At 72.0% G+C, this 23,788-nt stretch carries 23 protein-coding genes and 1 tRNA gene; 9 read left to right on the plus strand and 15 right to left on the minus strand.

All coding sequences use genetic code 11. The annotated features are described in order from the left end of the window. Positions 1-4: 4 nt before the first annotated feature. Positions 5-1,345 carry a hypothetical protein gene (locus NYO98_RS14165; protein ID WP_268112388.1) on the minus strand — a complete coding sequence of 447 codons (1,341 nt, stop codon included), beginning with the start codon at positions 1,343-1,345 and terminating at the stop codon, positions 5-7. 121 nt (positions 1,346-1,466) lie between these two features. Here NYO98_RS14165 and NYO98_RS14170 point away from each other — a divergent pair, with 121 nt between their 5' ends. The 3 genes from NYO98_RS14170 (at position 1,467) to NYO98_RS14180 (ending at position 5,624) form a co-directional block, all read left to right on the plus strand. Beyond that, positions 1,467-1,706 carry a hypothetical protein gene (locus NYO98_RS14170; protein WP_268112389.1) on the plus strand — a complete coding sequence of 80 codons (240 nt, stop codon included), beginning with the start codon at positions 1,467-1,469 and terminating at the stop codon, positions 1,704-1,706. Between the two features lie 284 nt (positions 1,707-1,990). Beyond that, entirely contained in the window at positions 1,991-4,117 is a 2,127-nt protein-coding gene (locus NYO98_RS21910) for a LuxR C-terminal-related transcriptional regulator (RefSeq protein WP_407673918.1), read from the plus strand. A 181-nt stretch (positions 4,118-4,298) separates the two neighbouring features. Then, positions 4,299-5,624, plus strand: a complete 1,326-nt coding sequence (locus tag NYO98_RS14180) for a LuxR C-terminal-related transcriptional regulator (protein ID WP_268112390.1) — start codon at positions 4,299-4,301, stop codon at positions 5,622-5,624. Here NYO98_RS14180 and NYO98_RS14185 read toward each other — a convergent pair. Further along, positions 5,621-6,091, minus strand: coding sequence for a hypothetical protein (locus NYO98_RS14185; protein ID WP_268112391.1), 471 nt, complete (start codon positions 6,089-6,091; stop codon positions 5,621-5,623). The genes NYO98_RS14180 and NYO98_RS14185 overlap by 4 nt on opposite strands. 113 nt (positions 6,092-6,204) lie before the next feature. On the opposite strand from NYO98_RS14185, the gene NYO98_RS14190 reads away from it, so the two are divergent. Both NYO98_RS14190 and NYO98_RS14195 read left to right on the plus strand, forming a co-directional pair. Continuing rightward, entirely contained in the window at positions 6,205-6,633 is a 429-nt protein-coding gene (locus NYO98_RS14190; RefSeq protein ID WP_268112392.1) for a DUF7144 family membrane protein, read from the plus strand. An 81-nt stretch (positions 6,634-6,714) separates the two neighbouring features. Further along, the gene (locus NYO98_RS14195) at positions 6,715-7,095 is read left to right on the plus strand and encodes an SHOCT domain-containing protein (RefSeq protein ID WP_268112393.1); all 381 of its coding nucleotides are present in this window, start codon (positions 6,715-6,717) and stop codon (positions 7,093-7,095) included. 19 nt (positions 7,096-7,114) lie between these two features. Here the strand turns inward: NYO98_RS14195 and NYO98_RS14200 are convergent, their stop codons facing one another. Then, positions 7,115-7,282: a hypothetical protein gene (locus tag NYO98_RS14200; RefSeq protein WP_268112394.1), complete on the minus strand. Its 168-nt coding sequence runs from the start codon at positions 7,280-7,282 to the stop codon at positions 7,115-7,117. Positions 7,283-7,426: 144 nt separating this feature from the next. Between NYO98_RS14200 and NYO98_RS14205 the strand changes: the two genes are divergently transcribed. Continuing rightward, positions 7,427-7,927 (plus strand): LURP-one-related/scramblase family protein, encoded by a 501-nt coding sequence (locus NYO98_RS14205; protein WP_268112395.1) that lies wholly within the window; start codon positions 7,427-7,429, stop codon positions 7,925-7,927. A gap of 52 nt (positions 7,928-7,979) precedes the next feature. On the opposite strand, the gene NYO98_RS14210 is transcribed toward NYO98_RS14205, so the two are convergent. Then, complete coding sequence (locus NYO98_RS14210; protein WP_268112396.1) at positions 7,980-8,804, minus strand: alpha/beta fold hydrolase; 825 nt, start codon at positions 8,802-8,804, stop codon at positions 7,980-7,982. 35 nt (positions 8,805-8,839) lie between these two features. On the opposite strand from NYO98_RS14210, the gene NYO98_RS14215 reads away from it, so the two are divergent. After that, a complete protein-coding gene (locus NYO98_RS14215; RefSeq protein WP_268112397.1) occupies positions 8,840-10,180 on the plus strand; it encodes an LssY C-terminal domain-containing protein in 1,341 nt (446 codons plus the stop codon). Positions 10,181-10,207: 27 nt separating this feature from the next. Here NYO98_RS14215 and NYO98_RS14220 read toward each other — a convergent pair whose 3' ends face one another. The 3 genes from NYO98_RS14220 to NYO98_RS14230 form a co-directional block, all read right to left on the minus strand. Beyond that, a complete protein-coding gene (locus NYO98_RS14220) occupies positions 10,208-10,690 on the minus strand; it encodes a hypothetical protein (RefSeq protein WP_268112398.1) in 483 nt (160 codons plus the stop codon). Between the two features lie 345 nt (positions 10,691-11,035). Beyond that, positions 11,036-11,110 (minus strand) — tRNA-Val (locus NYO98_RS14225). 49 nt (positions 11,111-11,159) lie between these two features. Beyond that, on the minus strand, positions 11,160-11,663 hold the full coding sequence (locus NYO98_RS14230) for a PGPGW domain-containing protein (protein ID WP_268112399.1): 504 nt from the start codon (positions 11,661-11,663) through the stop codon (positions 11,160-11,162). Positions 11,664-11,876: 213 nt separating this feature from the next. Here NYO98_RS14230 and NYO98_RS14235 point away from each other — a divergent pair, with 213 nt between their 5' ends. Beyond that, entirely contained in the window at positions 11,877-12,311 is a 435-nt protein-coding gene (locus NYO98_RS14235; RefSeq protein ID WP_268112400.1) for an SsgA family sporulation/cell division regulator, read from the plus strand. A 48-nt stretch (positions 12,312-12,359) separates the two neighbouring features. Here NYO98_RS14235 and NYO98_RS14240 read toward each other — a convergent pair whose 3' ends face one another. The 8 genes from NYO98_RS14240 to priA form a co-directional block, all read right to left on the minus strand. Then, positions 12,360-14,168 (minus strand): ABC transporter ATP-binding protein, encoded by a 1,809-nt coding sequence (locus tag NYO98_RS14240; protein ID WP_268112401.1) that lies wholly within the window; start codon positions 14,166-14,168, stop codon positions 12,360-12,362. Beyond that, positions 14,165-16,012, minus strand: coding sequence for an ABC transporter ATP-binding protein (locus NYO98_RS14245; RefSeq protein WP_268112402.1), 1,848 nt, complete (start codon positions 16,010-16,012; stop codon positions 14,165-14,167). Before NYO98_RS14245 ends, NYO98_RS14240 begins: the two co-directional genes overlap by 4 nt. 117 nt (positions 16,013-16,129) lie before the next feature. Beyond that, positions 16,130-16,894, minus strand: a complete 765-nt coding sequence (locus NYO98_RS14250; RefSeq protein WP_268112403.1) for an amino acid ABC transporter ATP-binding protein — start codon at positions 16,892-16,894, stop codon at positions 16,130-16,132. Beyond that, positions 16,891-17,754 carry an amino acid ABC transporter permease gene (locus NYO98_RS14255; protein ID WP_268112404.1) on the minus strand — a complete coding sequence of 288 codons (864 nt, stop codon included), beginning with the start codon at positions 17,752-17,754 and terminating at the stop codon, positions 16,891-16,893. The genes NYO98_RS14250 and NYO98_RS14255 overlap by 4 nt, the downstream gene beginning before the upstream one ends. 11 nt (positions 17,755-17,765) lie before the next feature. Next, positions 17,766-18,683, minus strand: a complete 918-nt coding sequence (locus NYO98_RS14260) for an ABC transporter substrate-binding protein (protein ID WP_268112405.1) — start codon at positions 18,681-18,683, stop codon at positions 17,766-17,768. A 27-nt stretch (positions 18,684-18,710) separates the two neighbouring features. After that, positions 18,711-19,472 carry an imidazole glycerol phosphate synthase subunit HisF gene (gene hisF, locus NYO98_RS14265; protein ID WP_268112406.1) on the minus strand — a complete coding sequence of 254 codons (762 nt, stop codon included), beginning with the start codon at positions 19,470-19,472 and terminating at the stop codon, positions 18,711-18,713. After that, positions 19,469-19,906 carry an NUDIX hydrolase gene (locus NYO98_RS14270; protein ID WP_268112891.1) on the minus strand — a complete coding sequence of 146 codons (438 nt, stop codon included), beginning with the start codon at positions 19,904-19,906 and terminating at the stop codon, positions 19,469-19,471. The genes hisF and NYO98_RS14270 overlap by 4 nt, the downstream gene beginning before the upstream one ends. Before the next feature lie 2 nt (positions 19,907-19,908). Continuing rightward, positions 19,909-20,658, minus strand: a complete 750-nt coding sequence (gene priA / locus NYO98_RS14275; protein WP_268112407.1) for a bifunctional 1-(5-phosphoribosyl)-5-((5-phosphoribosylamino)methylideneamino)imidazole-4-carboxamide isomerase/phosphoribosylanthranilate isomerase PriA — start codon at positions 20,656-20,658, stop codon at positions 19,909-19,911. A 383-nt stretch (positions 20,659-21,041) separates the two neighbouring features. Between priA and NYO98_RS14280 the strand changes: the two genes are divergently transcribed. Then, positions 21,042-23,783 (plus strand): ATP-binding protein, encoded by a 2,742-nt coding sequence (locus tag NYO98_RS14280; RefSeq protein WP_268112892.1) that lies wholly within the window; start codon positions 21,042-21,044, stop codon positions 23,781-23,783. Positions 23,784-23,788: the final 5 nt, after the last annotated feature.

Below are 23,788 nucleotides of genomic sequence, written 5' to 3' on the forward strand. Positions count from 1 at the left end.
GGGCTCAGGCCTGCGGGCCGGTCCCGGCCGGGCCGGGGCGCGCGGCCAGCACCTCGAGGACGAGCAGCACGAACGCGGTGACCAGCACGAAGGCCAGCGCGGTTCCTCCGGTGGGGTGGTCCTGTGCGAGGTAGAGGATCGCGGCCAGCCCGACCACGGCTGCCCGGATCGGGCCCCGGTAGGTCGCGAGCGCCACCCCGAGGCGCCCGGTGTCCCCGACGCGGGACCGACCACGGCGCAGCTGGTCCACACCCCTCGACAACCCCGAGCGCGCGGCCGCTCCGGAGCCGCGGGGGGCGCTGAGCCACGCCACGACCGCCACGGTCAGGGCGATCACGAGGACGCCGCGCAGCGCCACCCTGATGAAGGACACGAGCTGGTCGTACACCGCACCTGCTGCTGCCGGCGAGCTGCTCGACGGCAGGGCATCGAGGTAGAACGGCCGGATCACGTTGAGGGTCGCCCCGAGCAGCAGCATCGAGCCCGCCACCGCCAGCCCCGAGACCAGCACCATCCTGCGCCGGTCGCGGGCGATCGCGACCGCGATCCCGATGAGGGCCAGGCCGACCACCGGCAACCAGGTGCTGAGGGGGTCCAGCACGCCCAGCAGGGACTGCGCCGTGGCCAGGTCGTCGGACTTGACGATGGCGAAGGAGGCGTCGACCTCCGGGATCCGGTCCGCGATCGCGAAGCCGGCGTCGACCAGCTGCTGCTTCACGGTGTTGATCAACGTGGCGAGGTTGACGCTGACCTCTCCCCTGTCGATGACCACCGCACCCTTGGTGTCGCCGTTCAGCGCGGCCACCAGCTCCTCGTGGGCCGTCCGGTTCGCCTCCACCCACGCCTGCTTGAACGTGTCGGACTGGACGACCGCCAGGATGCGGTCCTCGACGAAGCCGCGGATGCCGGTCGCGAGCGGCCCGGACAGGGCCGAGAGGGTCGCGCCGGCCTTGTCCGGGAGGCCGCGGCCCTCGAGCGCGGTGACGACCTCGTCCACGGCTGCGTCGACGTCGAGGTAGGAGAAGATCACCTGCTCCAGGCGGGCGGCGATCGCCGCCTGGACGTCGGGGTCGTCGGCCAGCGGGGACACGGTCGCGAGGTAGCGGTCGGTGTCCTGGATCTGGCCGTTGGACCACGTGGCCAGGACCGACAGGGGTGCGAGCAGGGCGGCCAGCAGGACCAGCACGCCGGCGACGACGGGCCGCCACCAGCCCCGGCGCTCGGTCGTGACGACGGGAGCCTGCGCGGCGGGTGCCGACGTCTGCAGCCGGGCCACCTCCGCGCGCAGTCGCTCGATCTCCGCGGCGGCTGCTTCCGGGGTGTCATACGTCTCGGGCGGGGCCATGCTCCACCGTGCGACCTGCACCGCGCGGAGGCGTCACCCGCAAAGGGTGACGCGATCCCTCTGCTCCGTGGCTCACCGTAGAGGTCCCACGGCCCACTTCCGTCGACGAATCGAGGACGTCATGTCGAGATCGGTCTACGAGATCCGCGCCGTGGGCGACGCTCCGTCGGAGCTGCTCGACGACTTCGAGGGTGCGACCGTCTCGATCGACCCCGGCGGCTTCACCATCCACGTGGCGCTCGGCGACGACGCCGAGCTCCACGGGCTGCTGGCCGCGCTCAGCCGCCAGGGCTTCGCGCTCGTCGACGTGCGCCGCGAGCCCGACGTCGACCCCGGCGACGAGGAGGGCGCACCACCGTGACCGGGCCCGCCCGGCGCTGGGGTCCCGGGACGGTCCCGGGACGGTCTTGGGACGGTCCCGGGTGCAGACGGCAGACCCTCGACACCCGTATGGTCAACGCCATAGAGGACCAGCTCGGGGGAGACGGGCGGCGAGACGGAGGCTGACCGATGAGTGCGTTCGGCTCGGATCCTCCTGTCCGCGGGCCCGTGCTGGCCACGCCCACGGACCACCTGTCGGACGTGAAGCTCCATGCTCCGTCCCGACGCGCGAGCTGGGTCGACCGCCCGCGCCTCATGCTCGCCATGGCTGTCGCGATCCGCAGCCCGGTCACCCTCGTGGCGGCGCCGGCCGGCTACGGCAAGACCACCGTCGTCGCCCAGGCGCTGCAGGCCGGGGACTGCCCCGGCTCCGCGTGGGTCTCCCTCGACGCCGGCGACAACGATCCGGCGCGGCTGTGGACCCACGTCGCCGCGGCCCTCGAGCGCGCGGGGTGCGTGCTGCCGCTCGTCGAGCCGTCGCGGGTGCTCGGCCGGGCCGTGGACGCCCCACCGACCCTGCTGGTGACGATCATGGCCGCGCTGGCGGCCATGCCGGACGACCTGGTCCTCGTCCTCGACGACTTCCACTTCGTCCAGTCGCCCGAACGTCACGGCGAGGTCGAGGCCCTCATCCAGGCACTGCCGGAGAAGGCCCACCTGGTCATCATCACCCGCTCCGACCCGGGGCTGCGGCTGGGGCGGTTGCGGGTCTCCCACGACCTGGCCGAGCTGCGGGCCGACGACCTCGCCTTCACGCGCGAGGAGGCGCGGGACCTGGTGGCGCGCACGGGAGTCGACCTCGCCGACGACACCCTCGTCGAGCTGGTCGAGCGGACCGAGGGCTGGCCCGCGGCCCTCTACCTCGCCGCGCTCTCCCTGGCCGACCGGCCGGACCCCGACGACTTCGTGCACCGCTTCAGCGGCAGCAACCGCTTCATCGGCGACTACCTCACCGAGGAGGTGCTCAGCCGGCACCCCGAGCGGCTGCGGGACTTCATCCTCGACGTCTCGGTGCTGGACCGCTTCTCCGCGCCCCTGTGCGACCACCTCCTCGGACGCGGCGACAGCGCGACGATCCTCAACGACCTGGAGCGCGCCAACCTGTTCCTGGTCCCGCTGGACGCGGACCGCACGTGGTTCCGCTTCCACCAGCTGTTCGCCGCTGTCGCGCGCAGCGAGCTCGAGCTGTCGCACCCCGACCGCGTCCCGGACCTGCACGGCCGCGCCGCCGAGTGGTTCTCCGCCCACGGCCTGGTGCCGGAGGCGATCACGCACTGGCTCGCCGCGGGGAGGACCCACGACGCGTCGGCCCTCGTCCACGCGAACTGGCTGGGGTTCGTGGACGCCGGCCGGGCTGCGACCGTCCTGGGGTGGCTCGACGTCCTCGGTCCCGGCGACGACAGTCCTCCGGCCCACGTGACGGCGGCCTGGATGGCGTCCCTCGTCGGAGACGAGCACACCGCGGCGCGCCACCTCCGAGCCCTCGAGGGCATGGACGACTACGGCCCCCTGCCGGACGGCTCACGGTCGGTCGAGTCGGCCACGACCCAGCTGCGGGGCCTGTTCGGCTACGGCGGGCCGCTCGACATGATGGCCGCGGCCCGGCGCGCCACCCAGCTCGAGACGGACGGGCGATCGGCCCAGTTCGCCGTCGCGCAGGCGGCGCTCGGTCACGCGCACTACGTGCAGGGCGAGCTGGACCAGGCCCTCCCGCCCCTGCGCGCGGCCACCCGGGCCGACCGTGCGCCCGGGATGATCCGCATCCTGACCCTGTCGCTGGAGTGCTTCGCCGAGGGCGAACGCGGCAACACCACGCGTGCACGTGAGTGCGCGGAGCAGGCCATGGAGGTGCTCGACAGCCGTGGGCTGGGAGCCACTCCGCAGGCCTCGTGGGCCTACGTCGCCCTCGCCCAGGCGCAGGCCGACGCGGGCAAGTCCGACGACGCCATGCGCACGCTCGAGCTCGGGCTGTCGACCCGCCGGCTCGACAACGCCCAGGCGGTGTGGGGGCCCATCCACCACCTCCTGGTGAGCGCGCGCATCGCCGCCCGGTTGGGCCACGACGTGCTGGCCCGTGACCTGCTCGCCGAGCTCCGCCAGCGCATGAGCCGTTTCGCCGACGGGATGACGGCGATGCAGGCCCGGGCGGACGCGGTCCGGAAGCTCGTGAACGACCACGACGCGCTGGAGATGATCGGTGAACCGCTCACCGAGCGCGAGCTCGACGTCCTGCGCCTGCTGCAGGGCTCGATGAGCCTCCACGAGATCTCGGTCGAGCTCTACCTCTCCCCCAACACCGTCAAGTCGCACGCGCGAGCGGTCTACCGCAAGCTCGGAGCCCACTCGAGGGCGGACGCGGTGAGGCGGGCGCGCCACCTGACGCTGATCTAGACCTCACCCGGGTGAGATCACGCCTCGGGTGTTCCCGCCTCACCTCGAAGGGTGCGTAATAGGAGTGGCCATTCGTCGACCTCGGGGGTCCCGCATGTCATTGCACCCACCCGCCCGGCAGTCCCTGTCCCTCCAGGCCCGCCCTCCTGCGTGCCTCCCCGGTCCCGATCCTGCTCCCGACGTGCCCGCGCCCCGCACGGCCGTCCACGACCCGGCCGCCCCCACCTGGGGCTGGGCCCTGGTGGAGATCCGCGCCGACGGCACGTGGGGCGAGCCCCAGGTGATCCCGGCGCCCGGGACCGTCGCCCCACCGCTCGCCGAGTCGCGGACGAGCGCTTCCTCGAGCATCACCGAGCTCAGCGAGCTCCTCAAGACCCACCTCGTGGCCGAGCGGGTCGAGGACGCCGACCGCGGCGACGTCGCCGCCGTGCTCGCCCAGGGAGCGGACGCCGCCAACCCCGGCAGCCGCAGCCGGTTCCTCGGCCCTCTGGCCCACGTCGAGGCGCTGCAGGGGGACCTGCGGCGGTCCGCGCGCCACGCCGAGCAGGTGCTCGCCGATGGTGCGGACCCGGAGGGCAGCCCCGGGCGCGAGCATGCCCTCCTCGCCCAGGCCTGGGTCGCCCTCGAGCGCGCCGACTTCGATGCCGCGGGCCGCATCCTCGACGACCTGGACGTCGTCGTGCACGGACCGGACGCCTGGCTGGCGACGAGCCACGCCCTGCTCGAGGCGAAGCTGTCGATCGCGCTGGGATCGCCCGAGGCGGCGATCCGCCTCATGGCCGTGCGCGAGCGCGCGGTGCCGGCCTCGGGCTGGCTCTTCGAGCTGGAGACGGTCGTGCGGGCCGAGGCCCTGATCGCGTCGGGCGAGCCGAGGCGCGCCATGGCCCTCCTCACCCCGGTCCCCCAGCACGCCGTGGTCGAGGCCATGGTCACGGTCGCGCTCGCGCGGCGGGCAGTGGGAGACGTGCGCGGAGCACTCGCCGTCCTCAGTCGCGCGGTCACCGACCTCGACCACGCTCCCCTGGCCCTGCAGGTCGAGGCCTGGTTGCTCGAGGCGCGGATGGCCGAGGACCAGCAGCGACCGGAGCGCGCGCGGCTGCTGGTCGACCGCGCCCTCCGCTCGGCAGCGAGCGAGGGCATGCGTCGTGCGGTGATGCGGGACTGGGCGTGGCTGCGCCGGACGGTGGACCGCGACCCCGGTCTGCTGCGGGCGCACCGCGGCTTCCTCGCCACGTGCGCGGTGGACGACGGGGGAATCTCGCGAGCGGCGCCGGTCGCACCGACCCCCGGCCTGGTGGCCGACGAGCTCCGACCCTCGCTGCTGACCGAGCGCGAGAGCCAGGTCCTCGGGCTCCTGGCGCAGATGAACTCCACGGAGGAGATCGCCGCGACGCTCTTCGTGTCCACCAACACCGTCAAGACCCACCTCAAGGGCATCTTCGGCAAGCTGGGGGTCAACCGCCGGGTCGACGCGGTGCGCCGCGGCCGGTCCCTCGGCCTCTGCTAGACCGAGCCCACCAGCGGTCGGGGGCGCTCGACGCTCGGGGGGCCGACGCGGTGCACGCGAGCCAGGCCGGCGCCGCAGTCGGTGCACGCCTGCAGGAAGCTGTGGAGCTCCCCCGCGACGAGGGTGAGGCGCACGAGCGCCTGCTTCTCGACGTGGTAGTGCGTGCACTTCAGGTAGCGCAGCGAGGGCTCGCCCAGCTCGCCGAGCACCCTGAGCTCGTAGAGCCCCGCGCCGGCGGGGCCGTCCTCGACGCTCGCCACGCGGTGCACGTCGGTCAGCGTGAGGCCGAGCGTGCCGATCTCGACGAGCAGGGCGCTGAGCTCCGCGGGTCCGTCGACGCGCCGGCGGAGCGCGGTCTGCGCTGCGGTGCTCCGCACCGTCATGTGGGGGTAGCGCTGGCGGAGCGTGTCGCTCGGCAGCCGGGTCAGCTGAACGTCGTACTCGAAGGCCTGGTCCTCGTCCACCATCCCGTCACGGTGCGCCGTCCGGGGGCTCCCCGCGTCACCCCCGGTGGGTGAGGCCCTGCCGTTGCGCTGTCCCCATGCTGATGGCACGAGCACGAACGACAGGAGGCGAGCTGATGTCGACATCGGCCCCGGTGCAGGACCGCAGGTCCACGGGAGGTGCGTGGTCGGGCTGGATCGTGTTCGCCAGCACCCTGATGGTGATCCTCGGGTGCTTCCACGCGATCGCCGGCCTCGTCGGCATCTTCGACGAGGACTACTACCGCGTCGGTGAGAGCGGCCTCGTCGTGAGCGTCGACTACGCGACCTGGGGGTGGACGCACCTGCTCCTCGGGATCCTCGTGGCCGGCGCGGGCGGTGCGCTCCTCCGAGGCGCGATGTGGGCCAGGATCGTGGCCATCGTCCTCGCGGTGGCGAGCTCCATCGCCAACCTTGTCTTCATGGCGGCCTATCCCCTGTGGTCGCTCATCATGATCACCGTCAACTTCCTGGTGATCTATGCCGTCACGGTCCACGGCGACCGCCGGTCCCTCGAGGGCTACTGACCGGCCGGCGTCGCCGAGCTTCGGCGTCGCGAACCCGTCCCGTCCCCCGGTTCCGTCCCACCAGCGCAGGAGCAGGTAGCCATGTCAGACGACTTCGGATTCTGGGACGTGATCGTCTCGATCTTCTGGTTCACGATCCTGCTGGCCTGGATCTCGCTCCTGATCCACATCCTGGCCGACATCTTCCGGGACGACACCATGAGCGGTGGCAAGAAGGCCCTCTGGACGATCTTCATCGTCCTCATCCCGTGGCTGGGAGCCCTCGTCTACATCATCTCGCGCGGCGACTCGATGAACCAGCGCAGCCGCGAGGCGGCGATGGAGCGCATGGCGATCTACGAGTCGCAGCGGGCGCCCGCGCCGCAGGTGTCGGACGAGCTGCAGCGCCTGGCCGAGCTGCGCGACAGCGGTGTCCTGTCCCCCGCCGAGTACGAGCAGGCCAAGGCGAAAGTCCTGGCCTGAGCCGAGGCGCGGGCCCGGCTCAGCGTCGCCGGGTGATCAACGAGCCCAGGTCGCTCGCCCGGTAGTCGAGCTCGCCGAGCGCCGCCCGGACCGCGGCGTGGACCGCACGTCTTCCGACCACGTACGTCACGACTCCTCCGGCGACGACGGCCAACGGACCCCAGGGGACTGCACCGGTCGTGCCCATCAGGCACCTCCTCGCCGCGACAACGTGTGCGCCCATGGTCCGCCTCGTGCCGGCCCGCGTGGATCACCCGTCGCGGAGGAAGTCGCCCACGGCCGCGCCACGTGATGCTCGAGGTGGCCGGGACGCCCGGCACGAGGAGGGACGATGGGACTGCGTGATCGCGACCTCGGGGGCGCCACGTTCAGGATGCGCGAGAAGATGATCGCGATCGGGGACGACTACTGGATCGAGGACGACCAGGGTCATCGGGTCTACAAGGTCGACGGCAAGGCCGTCCGGTGGCGCGAGACCTTCGTCCTGGAGGACGCGAGTGGCAGCGCGCTGTGCAAGATCCAGGAGAAGAAGCTGTCGGTGCGCGACAAGATGACCATCGAGCACGGCAGCACCACCGCGACGGTCCACAAGCGACTCCTCGGCATCCGCGACCACTACGTCATCGAGGTGGACGGCGGCGAGGACCTCAAGGCCCACGGCAACATCGTCGACCACGAGTACGAGATCGAACGCGACGGCGACACGGTGGCCCGGGTGTCGAAGAAGTGGTTCCGGGTCCGCGACACCTACGGGGTCCAGGTCGCCGAGGGCCAGGACGTCGCGCTGATCCTGGCCATCACGGTCTGCGTCGACGCGATGGCACGCGGTTGACGGCGTGCCCCCGACCGTCGCTCGAGCCGACGCGCGGGCCGCCGGGGTCGGGTCAGGCGGCCGCCACCACCCGCACCCCGGGTGGGAGGAGCCTGCCGTCACCGATCGCGTCGTCGAGCCACAGCGCGGTGACGCCTGCCAGTTCGACGGGATGGCTGAAGTTCACCGCGTGCGCCGCGCGGTCGACGAGGGCGACCGTCAGGTGCTCAGGGGCGCGCCGGGCCACCTCACGGATGCGGTCGGGCGACGGCAGGAGCGGATCGCGGGTCCCGAGGACGGCGAGCGTGGGGACGGGCGTGTGGAGCAGTCGCTCCAGCGACGGGAAGCGGGTCAGCTCGCTGAAGAGGCGCAGCCCGTTCAGCGGCCCGAACCTCACGTAGTCCGGGAAGGCGACCGGGAACATCCGCGGGCTCTCGCGGAACGCGTCCCGCGCCAGCTGGCCGACGGCGCGGCCGAGGGGCTGGTTGTGCACGCCGCCGGCCGGCGAGACCAGGACGAGGCGGTGGACCCGCTCGGGCGCCATGTGGGCGACCTCCAGGCTGACGGCGCAGCCCATCGAGTTCCCGACCAGAACGGCCCGGTCGATGTCGAGCCGGTCGAGGATGGTGATCGCGCTCTCGGCCAGGCCCGGGATGTCGAGGACGCTCCCCCGGCGCTCGCTGCGCCCGTAGCCGGGGAGGTCCGGCACCACGTTGACCCCCCGACCGGCGAGAGCCCTGGCGGTCGGCATCAGGTAGGCCCCGGAGATCGCGAAGCCGTGCAGGTGGACGAGGGGGACACCGTCGCCGTCGGTGCTGCGCCGGCAGTGGACCGACGTCCCTGCGACCTCGAGCCACTCGTCGACCCAGCCGTCACCTGGTCCGGAGCGCGCCCTCATGGACCGAGGCTAGTGGCGAGGCAGGAGGTCAGCCCATGAGGGTCGAGCCCGCCGACGACTGGCGCCGCGGCGACGCCGTGGACACCCCGCCCCCGACGTCACCGCCCAGGTTCGAGCTGGCACCGGACGACGTCTCGGGCACGCCGCTGTGGCCCGTCCAGCAGATCGTCGACGGCGCCTTCTTCCTCATCGGCACAGCGCTCGTCATGTGGCTGGGATGGATCGTGGTCACCGTCGGCCTCGACGACGGCTGGTACGCGATCGCCTCGGTGTTCCTGTTCTGGGTGCTCCTGGCCTACGTGGGGCTCCCCCGCCTGCAGGAGGTGCTCTCGAGGATCTACGTCCCGGACTACTTCATCGGGCGCTCCCTCACCGACATCGGTGTGCTCGGTGACCCGATCAACCTCGCCCTGGACGGGGACGAGGGCGTCATCCACGCCGCCATGCGTCGTGCCAGCTGGACCCGTGCCGACGAGCTCACGATCCGGTCCTCGTGGAGGATCGTGGTCTCCTCGGTGCTGCGCCGGCCCTACCCGGAGGCACCGGTCTCGTCGCTGTTCCTCTTCGGACGGAGGCAGGCGTTCGCCTACCAACAGGAGGTCGACGGCAACCCGTCCCAGCGCCACCACGTGCGCTTCTGGCCGGTCCCCGAGGGGTGGCGGCTGCCCGGGGGGTTCGAGGTGCAATGGCTGGCCGCGGCGACGTACGACCGGGCCGTGGGGGTCTCCCTGTTCACCCTCCAGGTGACGCACCGCGTGGACGCCGACATCGACATCGAGCGGGACTACGTCATCGACACCGTCCGCTACGCGACCCCGGAGGCGTCCCTCCGGGTCATCAGGGACTACTCCAGCGCCTTCACCACCCGCAACGGAGGCGGCGACGTCGTCCGCACCGACGGAAGCCTGCCGATCCTCGACCTGACCGGCCTGGAGGCGCCCGAGCCCGCGGTCGCGGAGCCGGAGACCGATGCGTCCTCGCGCGCGGGGTCCCACCGGATGCCCCCACCGAGCCTCCTGGCGGCGGCCGCGATGAGCATGGCCAAGGCCGGGGTCACCCTGGCGACCGCGCTCGTCGCCGTCTTCCTCGGCGACGACCTCCCGACCACGGCCTCGACCCGCGAGGTCGCCGTCATGGGCATCAGCGCGCTGTGCCTCCTCGGTCTCTGGGTGTTCACGCTCGCCCACCACGCCTGGGCACGGACCACCCTGATGGTCGTCTGCACCGCGGAGGCGATCACGCAGCTGGCCGACCTGAGCGCCGCGGACGAGGCCCACTTCCTCGTCCTGGCGAGCACCGCGATCACCGTCCTGATCCTGATCGCGGTGAGCTCGGACGCCGCCCGGCGCTGGGTGGGGCTCGACCGTCGGTCCTGAGCCGATCACCCCTGCCGGACCGCCGGCTCAGCCGCGGAGGACGTCGATGACGTCCTTGCTGTGGGTGAGCGGCACCCGGTTGCCCTCGAGCTGGACGGAGGACCCGGTGGAGCCGTCGACCAGCTCGAGGATCCTCACGTTGACGCGCTGGTGGACCCGCACCTCCAGCCGGCTGCGTGACACGCTGAAGACCAGCGCACCGGCGGGACTGCTCCGGTGGGCGGCGTCGAAGCCGTAGACGTGCGTCGCCGTCACCCCGACCAGCATGTTCGTCGGCAGCCCGCTCGCGGCGTCGTGCATCCGTGCGCCGGCCAGCGCGCCGCCGGCCGTCGCCACGGAGTCCGGCACACCGCCGGACCCGCCGGCCAGGCTGTCGCCGATCATGCCGGCGGCGAACATGCTCCCCGTGTGACCGCGTGGCTGGAACTGGCCGGCCGCGACCACCTCGTCGTGGACCCCGAGCTCGCGCAGCGCGGCCTCCACGTTCCGTACCAACGTCTGCTCGGACACCCCCGTCACCCCTCCAGGTCGAGACGCTCCCGTCAGACATCATGCGCGGGTCGGAGGGCCGCCGCCAGAGCGGACGCCCGGCGACTCGGTGGGCGGGCCGACACGGTGCCGTCGGGGGGCGTCACCTCGGGTGGCCGTGCGTCGTTGTCCCACTGTGAGCCGTCCGTCGGTGGACCCTGCCGCCGGTGTCCCGTGGACACCCGGTGCGAACAGCAGAGCCGCGCTACCGCCCGGAAGCGCGGCTTTCGATGATCTTGGTGGGCGATACTGGGTTCGAACCAGTGACCTCTTCGGTGCGAACAACAGAGCCGCGCTACCACCCGGAAGCGCGGCTCTCGATGATCTTGGTGGGCGATACTGGGTTCGAACCAGTGACCTCTTCGGTGTGAACGAAGCGCGCTACCACTGCGCCAATCGCCCAAGCTCGGCAGAACCGTATCCCATGGTGGGGCCCGAGCCGGAATCCGGGTCAGGTGTCGGCGCCGACGGCACGGTCCTCCGACTTGCGGCCGCGGGCCTTGATGTCGCTGCGCAGCTCGTCGGCCTTCTCGGGGTGACCGTGGAAGCGACGGTAGCTGTAGATGATCAGGCCCACCGCGATGAAGGCGGACGCCACCTGGGTGACGCCCGTCCAGATCCCGCCGGGCAGCCACCACGTGTCGGACACCGGCCACCAGTCCGGGGCGGGCGGCTTCATGATCCACAGCACGCCGCACGCCGCCAGGACGACCGCGCCCAGGCAGGAGGCGACGATCCGGGGCCACGTCTCGACGCTCTCGGCGGCACCGAGCATCGCCCGCAGCCGGACCGGCTCGACCCGCTTCTCGGCCCAGTCGTACTGCTGCGACAGGAGCGCGAGGCCGGCGAAGATGCCGAGCAGCCCGGGCCCCGGCAGGAACACCGCCGCGATGCCGAGAACGAGCAGGGTCCAGCCCAGGACCTCGAGACCGATGCGCTTGGCTGCCCCCGTCATGGGACGAACCTACCCGGGGGGACCACGAGTTGCGCTGCAGGCGAAAGCACGGGTTACCGTCAAGTTCGCCAGGAGCCGGTCTCAAGGCCCGGTCTGGACCAGCCCGGATCATCTTTTGCCGTTTTGCATCACGAGCATCCCGGGATGCCGTCTCATTGGCACGCAACCCGGAGGAACCCCTCACACACTTCGGGCGAACACAAGGAGCTCTCGATGAACATGTCCGGTAGCGGGCACACCCTGTCCGACGTCGCGTTGGACATCACCGTCGAGTGCATGGACGACCGCGGCATCCGCCACGAGATCGACACCGTGCTCAGCTATGCCGCCTCGGACCCGTTCGCGGTCGCGATGACCTTCGTCACCTCCGACGGCAACCTCGTGTGGACCTTCGGTCGCGACCTGCTGATCCGCGGCACGGAGGCCCCGGCCGGCGACGGCGACGTGCACGTGTCCCCCGCCATCGGCCTCAGCGGTCGCGCCATGGTCTCGATCGAGCTCAGCTCTCCCGACGGTCACCTCGTGCTGCTGGCCCGCGCCTCGGACGTCCTCGACTTCATCGCGCGCACCGTCGCGGTGGTCTCCCCCGGCTCGGAGTCCGACGCGTTCGACGCGGACCTGCTCATCAGCCAGCTGCTCGCCTCCTGATCCCCGCCTCCCGTCCGGGAGGCAGGTCGCGGCGTCGCCTCGCCCGGGCTACACCCGCGAGTGCTGCGCGACCCAGCTCGCGTGGAGGCCGGCGTAGACGCTGCCGGCCTGGGTGACGAGCTCGCGGTGCGGGCCACGCTGCACCACCCGTCCCTTGTCGACCACGATCACCTCGTCTGCGCTCTCGGCCGTGGACAGCCGGTGCGCGATGGTGACCGAGGTCCGCGACTGCATCAGCCGTTCGAGGGCGCGGCCGATCTGCATCTCCAGCGCGGGGTCGACGGCGCTGGTGGCCTCGTCGAGGACCAGGAGGTCCGGGTCGGCGAGGTGGGCGCGCAGGAGCGCGACCAGCTGGCGCTCGCCGGCCGAGAGCGACTCGCCGCGCTGGCCCACCTGGGTCTGCAGGCCGCGCGGGAGGCCGCGCAGCCAGTCGTCGACGCCCAGCTCGACCGCCGAGGCACGGATCTCGTCCTCGGTGGCGTCGAGCTTGCCGTAGCGCACGTTGGCCGCGATGGAGTCGTCGAACAGGAAGCCCTCCTGCGGCACGAGCACGACGCTGCGCCGCAGGGACCGCGCCTCGATGCGGCGTACGTCGACGCCGTCGAGCAGCACCGCGCCGTGGGTCGGGTCCATCAGGCGGGTGAGCAGCTTGGCGAAGGTGGACTTGCCCGAGCCGGTCTCCCCGACGATCGCCACGCGGGTGCCGGCGGCGATCGCGAGGTCGACCTCCCGGAGCACCGGCGGGCCGTCGGGGTAGGCGAAGGTGACGTCGGCGAACCGGACGTCGATCGGCCCCCGGGGCAGGACCTCGCCGTCGGCTCCCGGGTCGACGAGGTCGGCCGGCGTCTCGAGGATGCCGAGCACGCGGCGCCAGCTGGCGATCGCGTTCTGGGCGTCGGTGAGGATCTGGGTGCCCATCTGCACCGGACCCACGAACAGGGTCACGAGGAACGCGAAGGCCAGGACCCGGCCCGGCGTCATGTCGCCGGTGAAGCCGAGCAGCACGCCGATCACGATCACGCCGGCGTTGGCCAGGCCGGCGGACAGGCCGCCGAGGGAGAACGAGGTGACCGTGTAGGTCTGCGCGTGGGTGTAGGCGTCCTGCCAGTCCTGGATGGCGGTGTCGATGCGCGCCTGGGTGCGGTCCTCGACGCCGTAGGAGCGGACGACGGCGGCGCCGACGACCGGCTCCGAGATGGCGCCCAGCAGCACGCCCACCTGGTGGCGTACGACGGTGTAGGCGGCTGACAGCTTCTTCTGGAACCAGCGGATGGAGAGGAACAGCGGGGCGAACGCCAGCCAGACCACCAGCGCGAGCTGCCAGCTGTAGACCACCATGAGCACGGTCGCGACCAGCACCTGCCCGATGCTGACGACGAAGATCAGCCCGCCGAAGACGAGGAACTGGCTGACCTGGTCGACGTCGCTGGTCACCCGGGACACCAGGGCGCCGCGGCGCTCGGTGTTCTGGGTGAGGAGCGGGAGGTCGTGGACGTGGCGGAACGCCTTCGTGCGCAGGGTCGCCAGCCCACGCTCGGAGGTGGTGAAAAGCCGGTTGGTCATCATGTAGGACGCCCAGCTCGTCACCGCGATCGCGAGGGCGGCGAGCACGCCCATCCAGGCGACGTAGTCGAGACGGGGGCCGCCGGGGCCGTTGAGCCCGCGGTCGAGCGTCTGCTGGACCGCGATCGGGACGACGACCTGGCCGCACGAGGCGATCACCGCGTAGAGCAGCGTCAGCCCGAGGCCCTCGCGCAGCTCGGGTGAGTAGCGCATGCCGAGCCGGAGGGTGGCGATCGCGCCGATGTCCTCGCCGGTGTCCATCCGGGTTCCGGAGGTGGGAGCGGTGCTGCTCATGGGCGACCCCTTCCCTCGGTGGTGGATCCCGCGTCGGCATCGAGCGCCGCCTCGGTCTCGTAGGCGTTGACCAGCTGGGCGTAGGCCGGGCTGGTGGCCAGCAGCTCGGCGTGGGTGCCGCGGCCGACGATGCGCCCCTCGTCGAGGTGCACGACCTCGTCGGCCAGCGAGATCGTCGCCTTGCGGTAGGCCACGACGACGAGCGACGCGGCCGAGCCGTCGCCGTCGCCGTCTCCGTCGCGGTCGTCGCGCAGCGAGGCGAGGATGCGCGCCTCGACCTCCGGGTCGACCGCGGACGTCGCGTCGTCGAGGATCAGCAGCCGCGGGCGTCGCACCAGTGCCCGGGCGAGCGAGAGGCGCTGGCGCTGCCCGCCGGAGAGCGAGGTGCCGCGCTCCCCCAGCCTGGTGTCGAGGCCCTCGGGGAGGGCGGCGACGAAGCCGTCGGCCTGGGCGGTGCGCAGGGCGGCCCATACGTCCGCGTCGGGGACGTCGGCGCCGAGGGTGACGTTGCCGCGGACGGTGTCGTCGAACATGAAGGCCGTCTGGGGCACGAGCGCCACGTCGCGCGGCAGCTCGCCCTTGCGCAGGCCCGTGAGGTCGTGGCCGTCGAGGCGGATGCGGCCCTCGTCGGGGTCGACCAGGCGGGTCATCAGGCTGGTCAGCGTGCTCTTGCCGGACGCGGTGGCACCGACGAGGGCGACGGTGCGCCCGGGGAGCACGTCGAAGTCGACGCCGCGCAGCAGCGGCGCGTCGGCGTCGTAGGAGTAGTGGAGGTCCTCGACCTCGAGCAGGGCGCCCGTCGTCGTGCGCGCGGGCAGCTCGTCGTGGCCGTAGGACATGCTGCCGGTCGCGTCGAGCACCGCCTTGGCGCGGCGGTAGCCCACGACCGAGCGCGGGAACTCGCCGAGCAACCACCCGATCGCACGGATCGGGAAGGAGACGATCGTGAGCAGGTAGGCGACCGTCACCACGTCGCCCGCCTCCGTGGCGCCCGTGGTGACGCGCGAGACGCCGACGGCGAGGACGACGAGCACCCCGAGGTTGGGCAGGCTGGCCAGGGTCGGGTCGAAGATCGCGCGGAAGCGGCCGGCGCGCACGTTGACGTCGCGCAGCTCGTGCGCCTTCGCGCGGAACCGGTCGGTCTCCTCGACCTCGCGCCCGAGCGTCTTGACGACCATCGCGCCGTCGAAGGACTCGTGGGCGATCTCGCTCACCTCGGCACGCAGGCCCTGGGCGCGGGTCATCAGCGGGGAGGAGAAGCGCTGGTAGAGCAGGTTGGCCACCACGACGGCCGGGAAGACCAGCAGGCCGACCAGCGCCAGCACGACGTCGGCGATGAACATCTGGACCACCGCGACGACCATCATCACGATCGTGCCCAGCGCCATCGGCAGCGGCATGATCGGCGCCCACGCCGCCTCGACGTCGGAGTAGGCGTTGGAGAGCAGCTGGCCCGTCGGGTGGCGCTGGTGCCACTCCATCGGCAGGGAGAGGTACTGACGGGTGACGCCGCGTCGCGTGTGGGACTGCATCCGGTAGTACATGATGCCGCCGCCGAGGCGCCGCGCGACGATCCCGACGGCTCGCAGGATCGCGACGCCCATGAAGAGCGCCACCACCCAGACCAGCATGTCGGTGCCGATCTCACCGGTCTCGAACGCCGGGATCAGGACGTGCTGGGTGGCCCAGCCGAGCACCCACGCGTCGGCCACGGTGAGCACGCCGAAGAGCACGGCTCCCAGCGTCGCGACCGTGAAGACGATGGGCTCGCGCTTGATGCCGACCCACAGGACCCGGAAGCCGTCGAGAGTGGTGCTGCCCCGGACCTCCGTGTCGTCGCCCACAGGTGTCGCCCGCCTCCTCGTCGTCCGCTGTCTCCGCTGGTCGGTTGCCGAAGGCAACCAACCGACTCGGCAAGGCTATTCCTCGGCACCGACCGCGGGCGAATCAGGAGGAACGGATCACGACGCCCGGATGCGCGACAGGAAGGCGCGCGTGCGCTCCTGCTGCGGGTCGCCGAGCACCTGCTCGGGCCGGCCCCGCTCGTGGATGTGCCCGTCGTGCAGGAAGCAGACCTCGTCGGCGACGTCGCGCGCGAAGCCCATCTCGTGGGTGTTGAGGAGCATCGTGACGCCCTCGCCCTTGAGGTCGGTGAGCAGGTCGAGCACCTCGCCGACGAGCTCGGGGTCGAGCGCGCTCGTCACCTCGTCGAGGAGCATCAGCCGCGGGTTGGCCACCAGGGCCCGCGCGATCGCCACCCGCTGCTGCTGCCCGCCGGACAGGTCGTCGGGTCGCGCCGCCGCCTTGGCGGACAGCCCGACGCGCTCGAGCATGGCCAGGCCGCGCGCGCGCGCCTCCTCTGCGCCCACCCCGTGCACCAGTCGCAGCGCCAGGGTCACGTTGCCGATGACGTCGAGGTGCGGGAACAGGTTGTAGGCCTGGAAGACCATGCCCATCCGCGAGCGCACCTCGTCGCCGTCCACACGCGGGTCGGTGATGTCGCGGCCCTCGAAGGTGATCACGCCGTCGTCGACGACCTCGAGGAGGTTGACGCACCGCAGCAGCGTCGACTTGCCCGAGCCCGAGGCGCCGATCAGAACGACGCACTGGCCGGGCTCGACGGTGAGGTCGACGTCGCGCAGCACGACGTGGTCGCCGAACGACTTGCGCACGCCGTGGAGTCGCAGCAGCTCGCTGCCGGCGGGGCTCGTCACAGGTGTCGTCACAGGTGGCCCCCTGCCCCGTGGTAGCCCTTCTTGCGGGCGTAGCGGTCGGTCAGCCTCGCCATCGGGATGGTGAGGCAGCAGAACAGCACGCCGGCCACGACGTAGGGCGTGTAGTTGAAGTCGATGGCCGTCTGGATCTGCGCCGCCCGGATCGCGTCGACGACGCCGAGCACAGCGATCAGGCCGGAGTCCTTCTGCAGCGAGACGAGGTCGTTCATCAGCGGCGGGATGACGCGACGCCACGCCTGGGGCAGCACCACGTGGCGCAGCGTCTGCCCGTAGGTCAGGCCCAGCGACCGCCCGGCCAGGCGCTGGCTGGGGTGGACCGACTCGATGCCGGCCCGGAACACCTCGGCGACGTACGCCGAGTAGGACAGCACCAGCGCCGTGCACCCCCAGAAGAGGGCCGACGTGGGCAGGCCGGACAGGCTGAGCGCGGGGCCGCCGAAGCCGAGCAGGAAGATCACCAGGAGCAGCGGCAGGCCGCGGAAGACGTCGACGTACGCCGTGCCCACCAGGCGCAGCGGGAACGCGACGGGACCGCGGATGGTGCGCATCACCGCGATGGTCAGGCTCAGCGCGACGATGAGGACGGCGCACAGGACCATCACGCGGATGTTGAGCCAGAGGCCCTCCAGCACCGCCGGGAACGACGAGACGGCCTTTTCCCAGTCGAAGTAGGTCTCCTGGACGCGCTCCCAGCCCGGCGAGCTGACCACCAGGGCGCCGACGGCGCCGAGCAGCAGCACGGTGCTGCTCGACGCGATGACGGCGCTGCGGACCGTGCGCCGGCGCCGCCACTGCTCGCGCTCGCGCTGGACCTCGGAGGGCTCCCAGGCGGTGTCCACCTGGTCAGTCACGGGGTCGGCCCTCAGGACAGCTCGGGGGCGCCCTGCTGGGCCAGCCACTCCTGGCCGATCTGGTCGAGGACGCCGTCCTCGCGCAGCGTGTCGACGGCCGCGGAGACGCAGTCGGTCAGCGGGCTGTCCTTGGCCAGGACGGCGCCGAACTGCTCGGGCTCGCCGTCGGGCAGCGGCAGCTGGCCGACGATCACGCCGTCGTCGAGCTGCACGGCCGTCATGAAGTAGGCCGTCGGCAGGTCGACGACGATGCCGTCGATCTGGCCGTTCTTGAGCGCCTGGACCGCCTGGTCGTTGGTGTCGAAGACGGCGGGGTCCGCGGACGGCTGGATCTGGTCGGTGATCGCGGTGTAGCTCGTGGTGCCGACCTGGGCACCCAGCTTCGCGTCGGCGAGTTCGTCGAGGCTCGTCGCGCCGTCGATCGCGCTGCCCTTGTTGGTGATGACGGTCTGGACGACGTCGTAGTAGCCGGAGGAGAAGTCGACGGCCTTGCGGCGGGCCTCGGTGATGGAGACCTGGTTGACGTCGAAGTCGAACTCCTTGGGGCCGGGCTGGACGACCTTGTTGAACGGGACCTTGACCCAGGTGACCTGCTCCTGGGTGTAGCCGAGCTGCTCGGCGACGGCGTACGCCACGGCGGACTCGTAGCCCTCACCGTTGGTGGGGTCGTTGTCGACGAACCACGGCTCGTAGGCGGGGTCGTCGGTCGCGATCGTGAGGGTGCCGTCGGCGACGGTCTCCATCGTGTCCGGCGTGCACTCGTCGGCGGCGGGCGACGCGGAGTCGGAGGTCTCCGAGCTGTCCGAGCCGGAGTCGGTGCCGCTGTCGGTCTCGTCGGTCGGGGCGCACGCGGAGAGCGCGATCGCGGCGGACGCGAGGGTGACGACGGCGAGGTGGCGCTTGGTCGCGCGCCGGGAGGTCTTCAGCATGGCCGAATCCTACGACCGGGCACGGCCTCAGCGGACCGGGTGACCTGCCATGGACAGACCGTTCTTGACCTCACCGATGGTGAGCGTCCCGAAGTGGAAGACCGTCGCTGCCAGCACGGCGTCGGCCCCGGCCTCCACGGCGGGCGCGAAGTGCTCGACCGCGCCCGCTCCCCCGCTGGCGATGACCGGGATGGCCACCTCGCGACGTACGGCGCGGATCAGCTCGAGGTCGAAGCCGTCGGTCGTGCCGTCGGCGTCCATCGCGTTGAGCAGGATCTCGCCCGCCCCGAGCTCGGCGGCGCGCACGGCCCACTCGATGGCGTCGAGCCCGGCGCTCGTGCGGCCGCCGTGGGTGGTGACCTCGAAGCCGCTGGGGGTGCCGGCGGCGCGGCGCGCGTCCACGCTCAGCACGAGGACCTGGTTGCCGAAGCGGTCGGCGATCTCGGCGACCAGCTCGGGCCGGCGGATCGCCGCGGTGTTGACCGCCACCTTGTCGGCGCCGGCCCGCAGGAGCCGGTCGACGTCCTGCACGCTGCCGACTCCGCCGCCCACCGTGAGCGGGATGAACACCTCCTCCGCGCAGCGGCTGACCACCTCCATCGTGGTGGCACGCCCCTCGTGGGAGGCGGAGATGTCGAGGAAGGTCAGCTCGTCGGCCCCCTCGGCGTCGTAGACGCGGGCGAGCTCGACCGGGTCGCCGGCGTCGCGGAGCTCCTGGAAGTTGATGCCCTTGACCACCCGGCCGCCGTCGACGTCCAGGCACGGGATGACGCGGATCGCGAGGCTCATCGCTCCGCCGCCCGGGCGGCCAGGGCGACGTCCACGATGTCGGCGCGTGGCTGGCCCTCCAGCTCGGCGAGCGGCACCCACGCGGCGTGGTCGGTCGACCCGTCGACCTCGGTGGTGCCGAGCTCGCCGCCGATGATGGTCGCCTCGAAGACGAAGCGCTGCGAGCGGAACCAGCCGTCGAAGGTCCGTCCCCGCGCGGTGAAGTGGTGCTCGGCCAGGAGCGGTCCCGGCTCGACGTGGCAGCCGGTCTCCTCGAAGACCTCGCGCACCATCCCGTCGATGACGGGCTCGTCGAAGTCGATCCCGCCGCCGGGCAGCGACCACTCCGGGTCGCTGTGGCCCTCGCCGTTCCACCACGCGAGCAGCACCCGGTCGTCCTCGTCGACCAGCAGGGCGTACGCCGCCAGCCGGGTGTGGTAGTCGGTGAACTCCATGCTCACGCCCCCGGCTTCGTCAGTGCGAGGGCGTCCTCGAGGGTGAAGCGGCCCTCGTAGAGCGCGGTGCCGGCGATGGCGCCCTCGACGCCCTCGTCGACGAGCGTCATGAGGGCGCGGATGTCGTCGAGCGTCGTGACGCCGCCGCTGGCCACGACGGGCTTGTCCGTGGCAGCGCAGACGTCACGGAGCAGCTGCAGGTTGGGCCCCTGGAGCATGCCGTCCTTGTTGACGTCGGTGACGACGTAGCGCGCGCAGCCCTCGGAGTCGAGGCGGGCCAGGGTCTCGTAGAGGTCGCCGCCGTCACGGGTCCAGCCGCGCGCGGCCAGCGTCGTGCCGCGGACGTCGAGCCCGACCGCGACCCGGTCGCCGTACGTCGCGATGGCGCGCGCGCACCACTCGGGCTGCTCGAGGGCGGCGGTGCCGATGTTGACCCGGCGGCAGCCGGTCGCCATCGCGGCCTCCAGCGACTCGTCGTCGCGGATGCCGCCGCTCATCTCGACCTGGATGTCGAGGGTGCCGACGATCCGGGCCTGCAGCTCACGGTTGTGGCCGTGCCCGAAGGCCGCGTCGAGGTCGACGAGGTGGATCCACTCCGCGCCCGCCTCCTGCCAGCGCAGCGCCGCCTCGATGGGGTCGCCGAACCGCTTCTCGGACCCGTCCACCCCCTGGACCAGCTGGACGGCCTGGCCGCCCTTGATGTCCACGGCGGGCAGGAGCTCGAGGTAGGGCTGCTCGGGGGTGCTGGGCATGGCTCGATCCTAGGAGCGCCCCCTCGCCGTCGTCGCCGGGTGGTGGCCCTGCGAGACGCGTCGGCTCACCACTGCGGTGCGTCGAACCACTCCGCGAGGTCGGACAACGCGCCCGTGACACTGCGCGTCGTCGAGTGCATCCTGAGAGGAGACGTGTGCCCCTGTGCGTGGGAGGTGGTGTGGGTGCGCTGCCACGGCCCGACATCCCGCCGGGTGCCCAGCGGGACCTGAACGACGCCCTCCACGAGTTGCACCACCAGTCCGGTTGGCCCAGCCTCCGGTTCCTCGCCCGGGAGGTGGGGTGCAGCCACACAACGGTCTCGCACGTCTTCTCGGCGCCCCGGTTGCCGACATGGGGGGTCACCGAGATGTTGGTGGAGGCCATGCACGGGGACGTTGATCACTTCCATGACTTGTGGCTTCGGGCCAGCTCGCCTGCCGGCGTCCTGGACGGAGGCGGACCGAGGATCGCCGGTCGACGCCGCGAGCTCGCGCGGACGCGTGGGCATCTCGGAACGGGCACCGGGCTGCTGCTGGTCGCGGGAGAGGCCGGAATGGGCAAGACGCGGCTGGTCGCCACGGCCGCTGCACTCGAGTCAGGTGCTCTGTTCGTGGGCTCCGGCAGCTGCCTGCCGTTGTCCACGGAGGTTCCCTTCCTCCCCGTTGCAGACGTGCTGCGCGCCATCCACGCGATCGACGACCACACGTGGCTGACGGACGCGCTGGGTCGGTGCCCGCCGTTCGTGTCCAGCTCGTTGGGGCGCCTTCTGCCTGAGCTCGGGGAACCTGGCGACGAACCACAGTCGTCGGACGGATGGCTGCGGCAACGCCTCTTCACGTCCATCGAGGCCGTCCTCGTTGAGCTCCACGCGACGCGCCCGCTCGCGGTGCTGGTCGAGGACCTGCACTGGGCGGACTCCGCCACCCTCGACCTGCTCGAGCACCTGCTGGCGCGCGGTACGGACGTGCCCGTCCTGGGGACGTGGCGGCTGGACGACCCTGCCACGACACCAGCGTCCCGGGACTGGTTCACCCGCGTGAGCCGCCTGCCGAGCGTCGGGGTGCTCGAGCTGTCTCCCCTCACGCGGGACGAGACCCAGGAGCAGCTGTCCCTCCTCCTGCCGGGTCCGCCCGACAACGATCTGGTCGACCGCGTGCATCGGCGAGCCCAAGGTCACCCCCTGTTCATCGACCAGCTGGCCGCGGACCCCACCGGGGTCGGCGACATGCCGCGGTTGCTGGTCGACCTGCTCGACACCAAGCTCCAGGGGTTGACCCCCACCGCCTGGGCCGTGGCACGAGCACTCGGTGTGGCGGATCGGCCCCTGCTGGAGAGCCAGGTGGGCGCGGTCGCGGAACTGACCAACGACGGCTTGGTCTCGGCGGAACGCGAGCTCGCCGACCGCCGGTTGCTGTCAGAGCCCTTCACGTCGAACAAGGTCTCGCTACGTCACCCGTTGCTCGCCGAGACGGTCCGCCGGCACCTGTTTGCGAGCGAAGCCGCGGACCAGCACCGGAGAATCGCTTCTGTCCTCGCCGAAGGTCCCGACCCGGCGGCGGCCGAGATCGCGACGCATTGGCAGGCCGTCGGCGACACGACACGCGAGCTGGAGTGGCGGATCCGCGCCGCGCGGGAGGCAGAGGCCCGCGTGGCAACCGCCAACGCCGCTGAGCAGTGGCTGCGCGTCCTGGAGCTCTGGCCCCCGGGGGCAGCGTCGGCTGGTTCGCCGCCCCTACGACGTTGGCCGGCGTTGGCGGCGGCATGCGATGCCTTGGGCGAGTCGGACAGGATCCTCGAGCACGAGATCGGACTCCTCGAGTCTGCCTTGGAGTGGGCGCCGACCTTGAGGCCCGAAGAGGCCGCCGAACTGTACGCGAGGGTCGGCGGGAACCGGAGCTTCCACGGAGACCCGACAGGACCCGCCCTCATGGACAGGGCCATCGACCTGTACGAGCACCTGCCGCCGTCGCCGGGCTACGTGAGGGCCCTGATGGAGCGCGCGGGCACCCGGGCCGAGCGCGGACGGGTCGACGAGGCCGCTCGTGATCTTGCGACTGGGGTGGAGGTCAGCGTCGCCATCGGCGACCGCCTGCAGGGGCGGAAGCTGCGCGTCATGCAGGCAGGGAACGACTTCGTGCTCGGGGACCGGGCCGGTGCGCTCGCCCGTATGGCCACCCTGACCATCAGCGATCCGACGACGCCCGACCCCCATGGGGACATCCACGCTGCCGGCTTCTTCACGGACCTGCTCCTCACCGTTGGCGCGGACCCCGACGAGGTGGAGGAGGCGGCCCGGCCGGGCCTCGAAGCGGCACGGACCTGGCACATCGCGTCCTTCCCGGAATCGATACTCCGCTTCAACGTGGCAGAGGCAGCATGGCGGGCGGGCCAGACGGCCCGGGCGGCTGCGGGCATCGACCCCGAGACCGACGTTCCTGTGTCGCACGACCGCTGGCTCCTCCGCCTGGCCCGGATACGGCTCGATGCCATGAGAGGGGACAGCACCGCAGCCGTCCGGTTGACCGATGTCGACCGGCTTCCCGCCACCCTCCACGCATGGTGCGTCCCGCATGCGGCCCTCGTCGAGCTGTGGTGCCAGCAGCCCGAACGCGCCCTCGCCCGCCTCACGGCCCACCTGGACCGCGAGATCGCTGCGGGAGAGACTCAGCCGGACGAAGCGATCTTCGCCCTGACCGCGCGTGCGGCCGCTGACGTCGCCGGCAGCACCCCCGCTTCAGGACGCCGGCGGCGGGCAGAGGCACTCGCATCCAGCCTCGAGGAGAGGCGGTCGACCACAGCCGAGCTACCGCCCGACCCCTACTCCGCCGTAGATGCGTCACGACACGCGACTTCGGCGACGTACGCCGCTGAGATGGACCGGTTGGCTGACCGACAGACGGTCGAGGCATGGGTGCGAGCCGCACGCGAGTGGGACAAGGTCAACCGGCCACACGACGCCGCCTACTGCCGCTGGCGTGCCGCGCACGTCGCGCTGGCGACGGGCCGGGCCACCACGGCGGCATCCCTGTTGAACCAGGCAGCACGTCAAGCCCGGGAGCACGCACCCCTGCTCGAGGCGATCGCCTCCCTCCGCCGGCGCAGCGCCCGATCCCCCCAAGGGTGAGCGAA

This window comes from Nocardioides pini (assembly GCF_026712185.1).
In the GTDB taxonomy this organism is placed as follows: domain Bacteria; phylum Actinomycetota; class Actinomycetes; order Propionibacteriales; family Nocardioidaceae; genus Nocardioides; species Nocardioides pini.

Bases quoted from the DNA above. Each gene is read 5' to 3' on its own strand.
- hisF (WP_268112406.1), bottom strand. From the start codon at position 19,472: ATGAGCCTCGCGATCCGCGTCATCCCGTGCCTGGACGTCGACGGCGGC.
- NYO98_RS14280 (WP_268112892.1), top strand. From the start codon at position 21,042: ATGCACGGGGACGTTGATCACTTCCATGACTTGTGGCTTCGGGCCAGC.
- NYO98_RS14235 (WP_268112400.1), top strand. From the start codon at position 11,877: ATGAACATGTCCGGTAGCGGGCACACCCTGTCCGACGTCGCGTTGGAC.
- NYO98_RS14170 (WP_268112389.1), top strand. From the start codon at position 1,467: ATGTCGAGATCGGTCTACGAGATCCGCGCCGTGGGCGACGCTCCGTCG.
- priA (WP_268112407.1), bottom strand. From the start codon at position 20,658: ATGCCCAGCACCCCCGAGCAGCCCTACCTCGAGCTCCTGCCCGCCGTG.
- NYO98_RS14165 (WP_268112388.1), bottom strand. From the start codon at position 1,345: ATGGCCCCGCCCGAGACGTATGACACCCCGGAAGCAGCCGCCGCGGAG.
- NYO98_RS14190 (WP_268112392.1), top strand. From the start codon at position 6,205: ATGTCGACATCGGCCCCGGTGCAGGACCGCAGGTCCACGGGAGGTGCG.
- NYO98_RS14215 (WP_268112397.1), top strand. From the start codon at position 8,840: ATGAGGGTCGAGCCCGCCGACGACTGGCGCCGCGGCGACGCCGTGGAC.
- NYO98_RS14240 (WP_268112401.1), bottom strand. From the start codon at position 14,168: ATGAGCAGCACCGCTCCCACCTCCGGAACCCGGATGGACACCGGCGAG.
- NYO98_RS14195 (WP_268112393.1), top strand. From the start codon at position 6,715: ATGTCAGACGACTTCGGATTCTGGGACGTGATCGTCTCGATCTTCTGG.
- NYO98_RS14200 (WP_268112394.1), bottom strand. From the start codon at position 7,282: ATGGGCACGACCGGTGCAGTCCCCTGGGGTCCGTTGGCCGTCGTCGCC.
- NYO98_RS14185 (WP_268112391.1), bottom strand. From the start codon at position 6,091: ATGGTGGACGAGGACCAGGCCTTCGAGTACGACGTTCAGCTGACCCGG.
- NYO98_RS14270 (WP_268112891.1), bottom strand. From the start codon at position 19,906: ATGGAGTTCACCGACTACCACACCCGGCTGGCGGCGTACGCCCTGCTG.
- NYO98_RS14205 (WP_268112395.1), top strand. From the start codon at position 7,427: ATGGGACTGCGTGATCGCGACCTCGGGGGCGCCACGTTCAGGATGCGC.
- NYO98_RS21910 (WP_407673918.1), top strand. From the start codon at position 1,991: ATGGCTGTCGCGATCCGCAGCCCGGTCACCCTCGTGGCGGCGCCGGCC.
- NYO98_RS14230 (WP_268112399.1), bottom strand. From the start codon at position 11,663: ATGACGGGGGCAGCCAAGCGCATCGGTCTCGAGGTCCTGGGCTGGACC.
- NYO98_RS14260 (WP_268112405.1), bottom strand. From the start codon at position 18,683: ATGCTGAAGACCTCCCGGCGCGCGACCAAGCGCCACCTCGCCGTCGTC.
- NYO98_RS14210 (WP_268112396.1), bottom strand. From the start codon at position 8,804: ATGAGGGCGCGCTCCGGACCAGGTGACGGCTGGGTCGACGAGTGGCTC.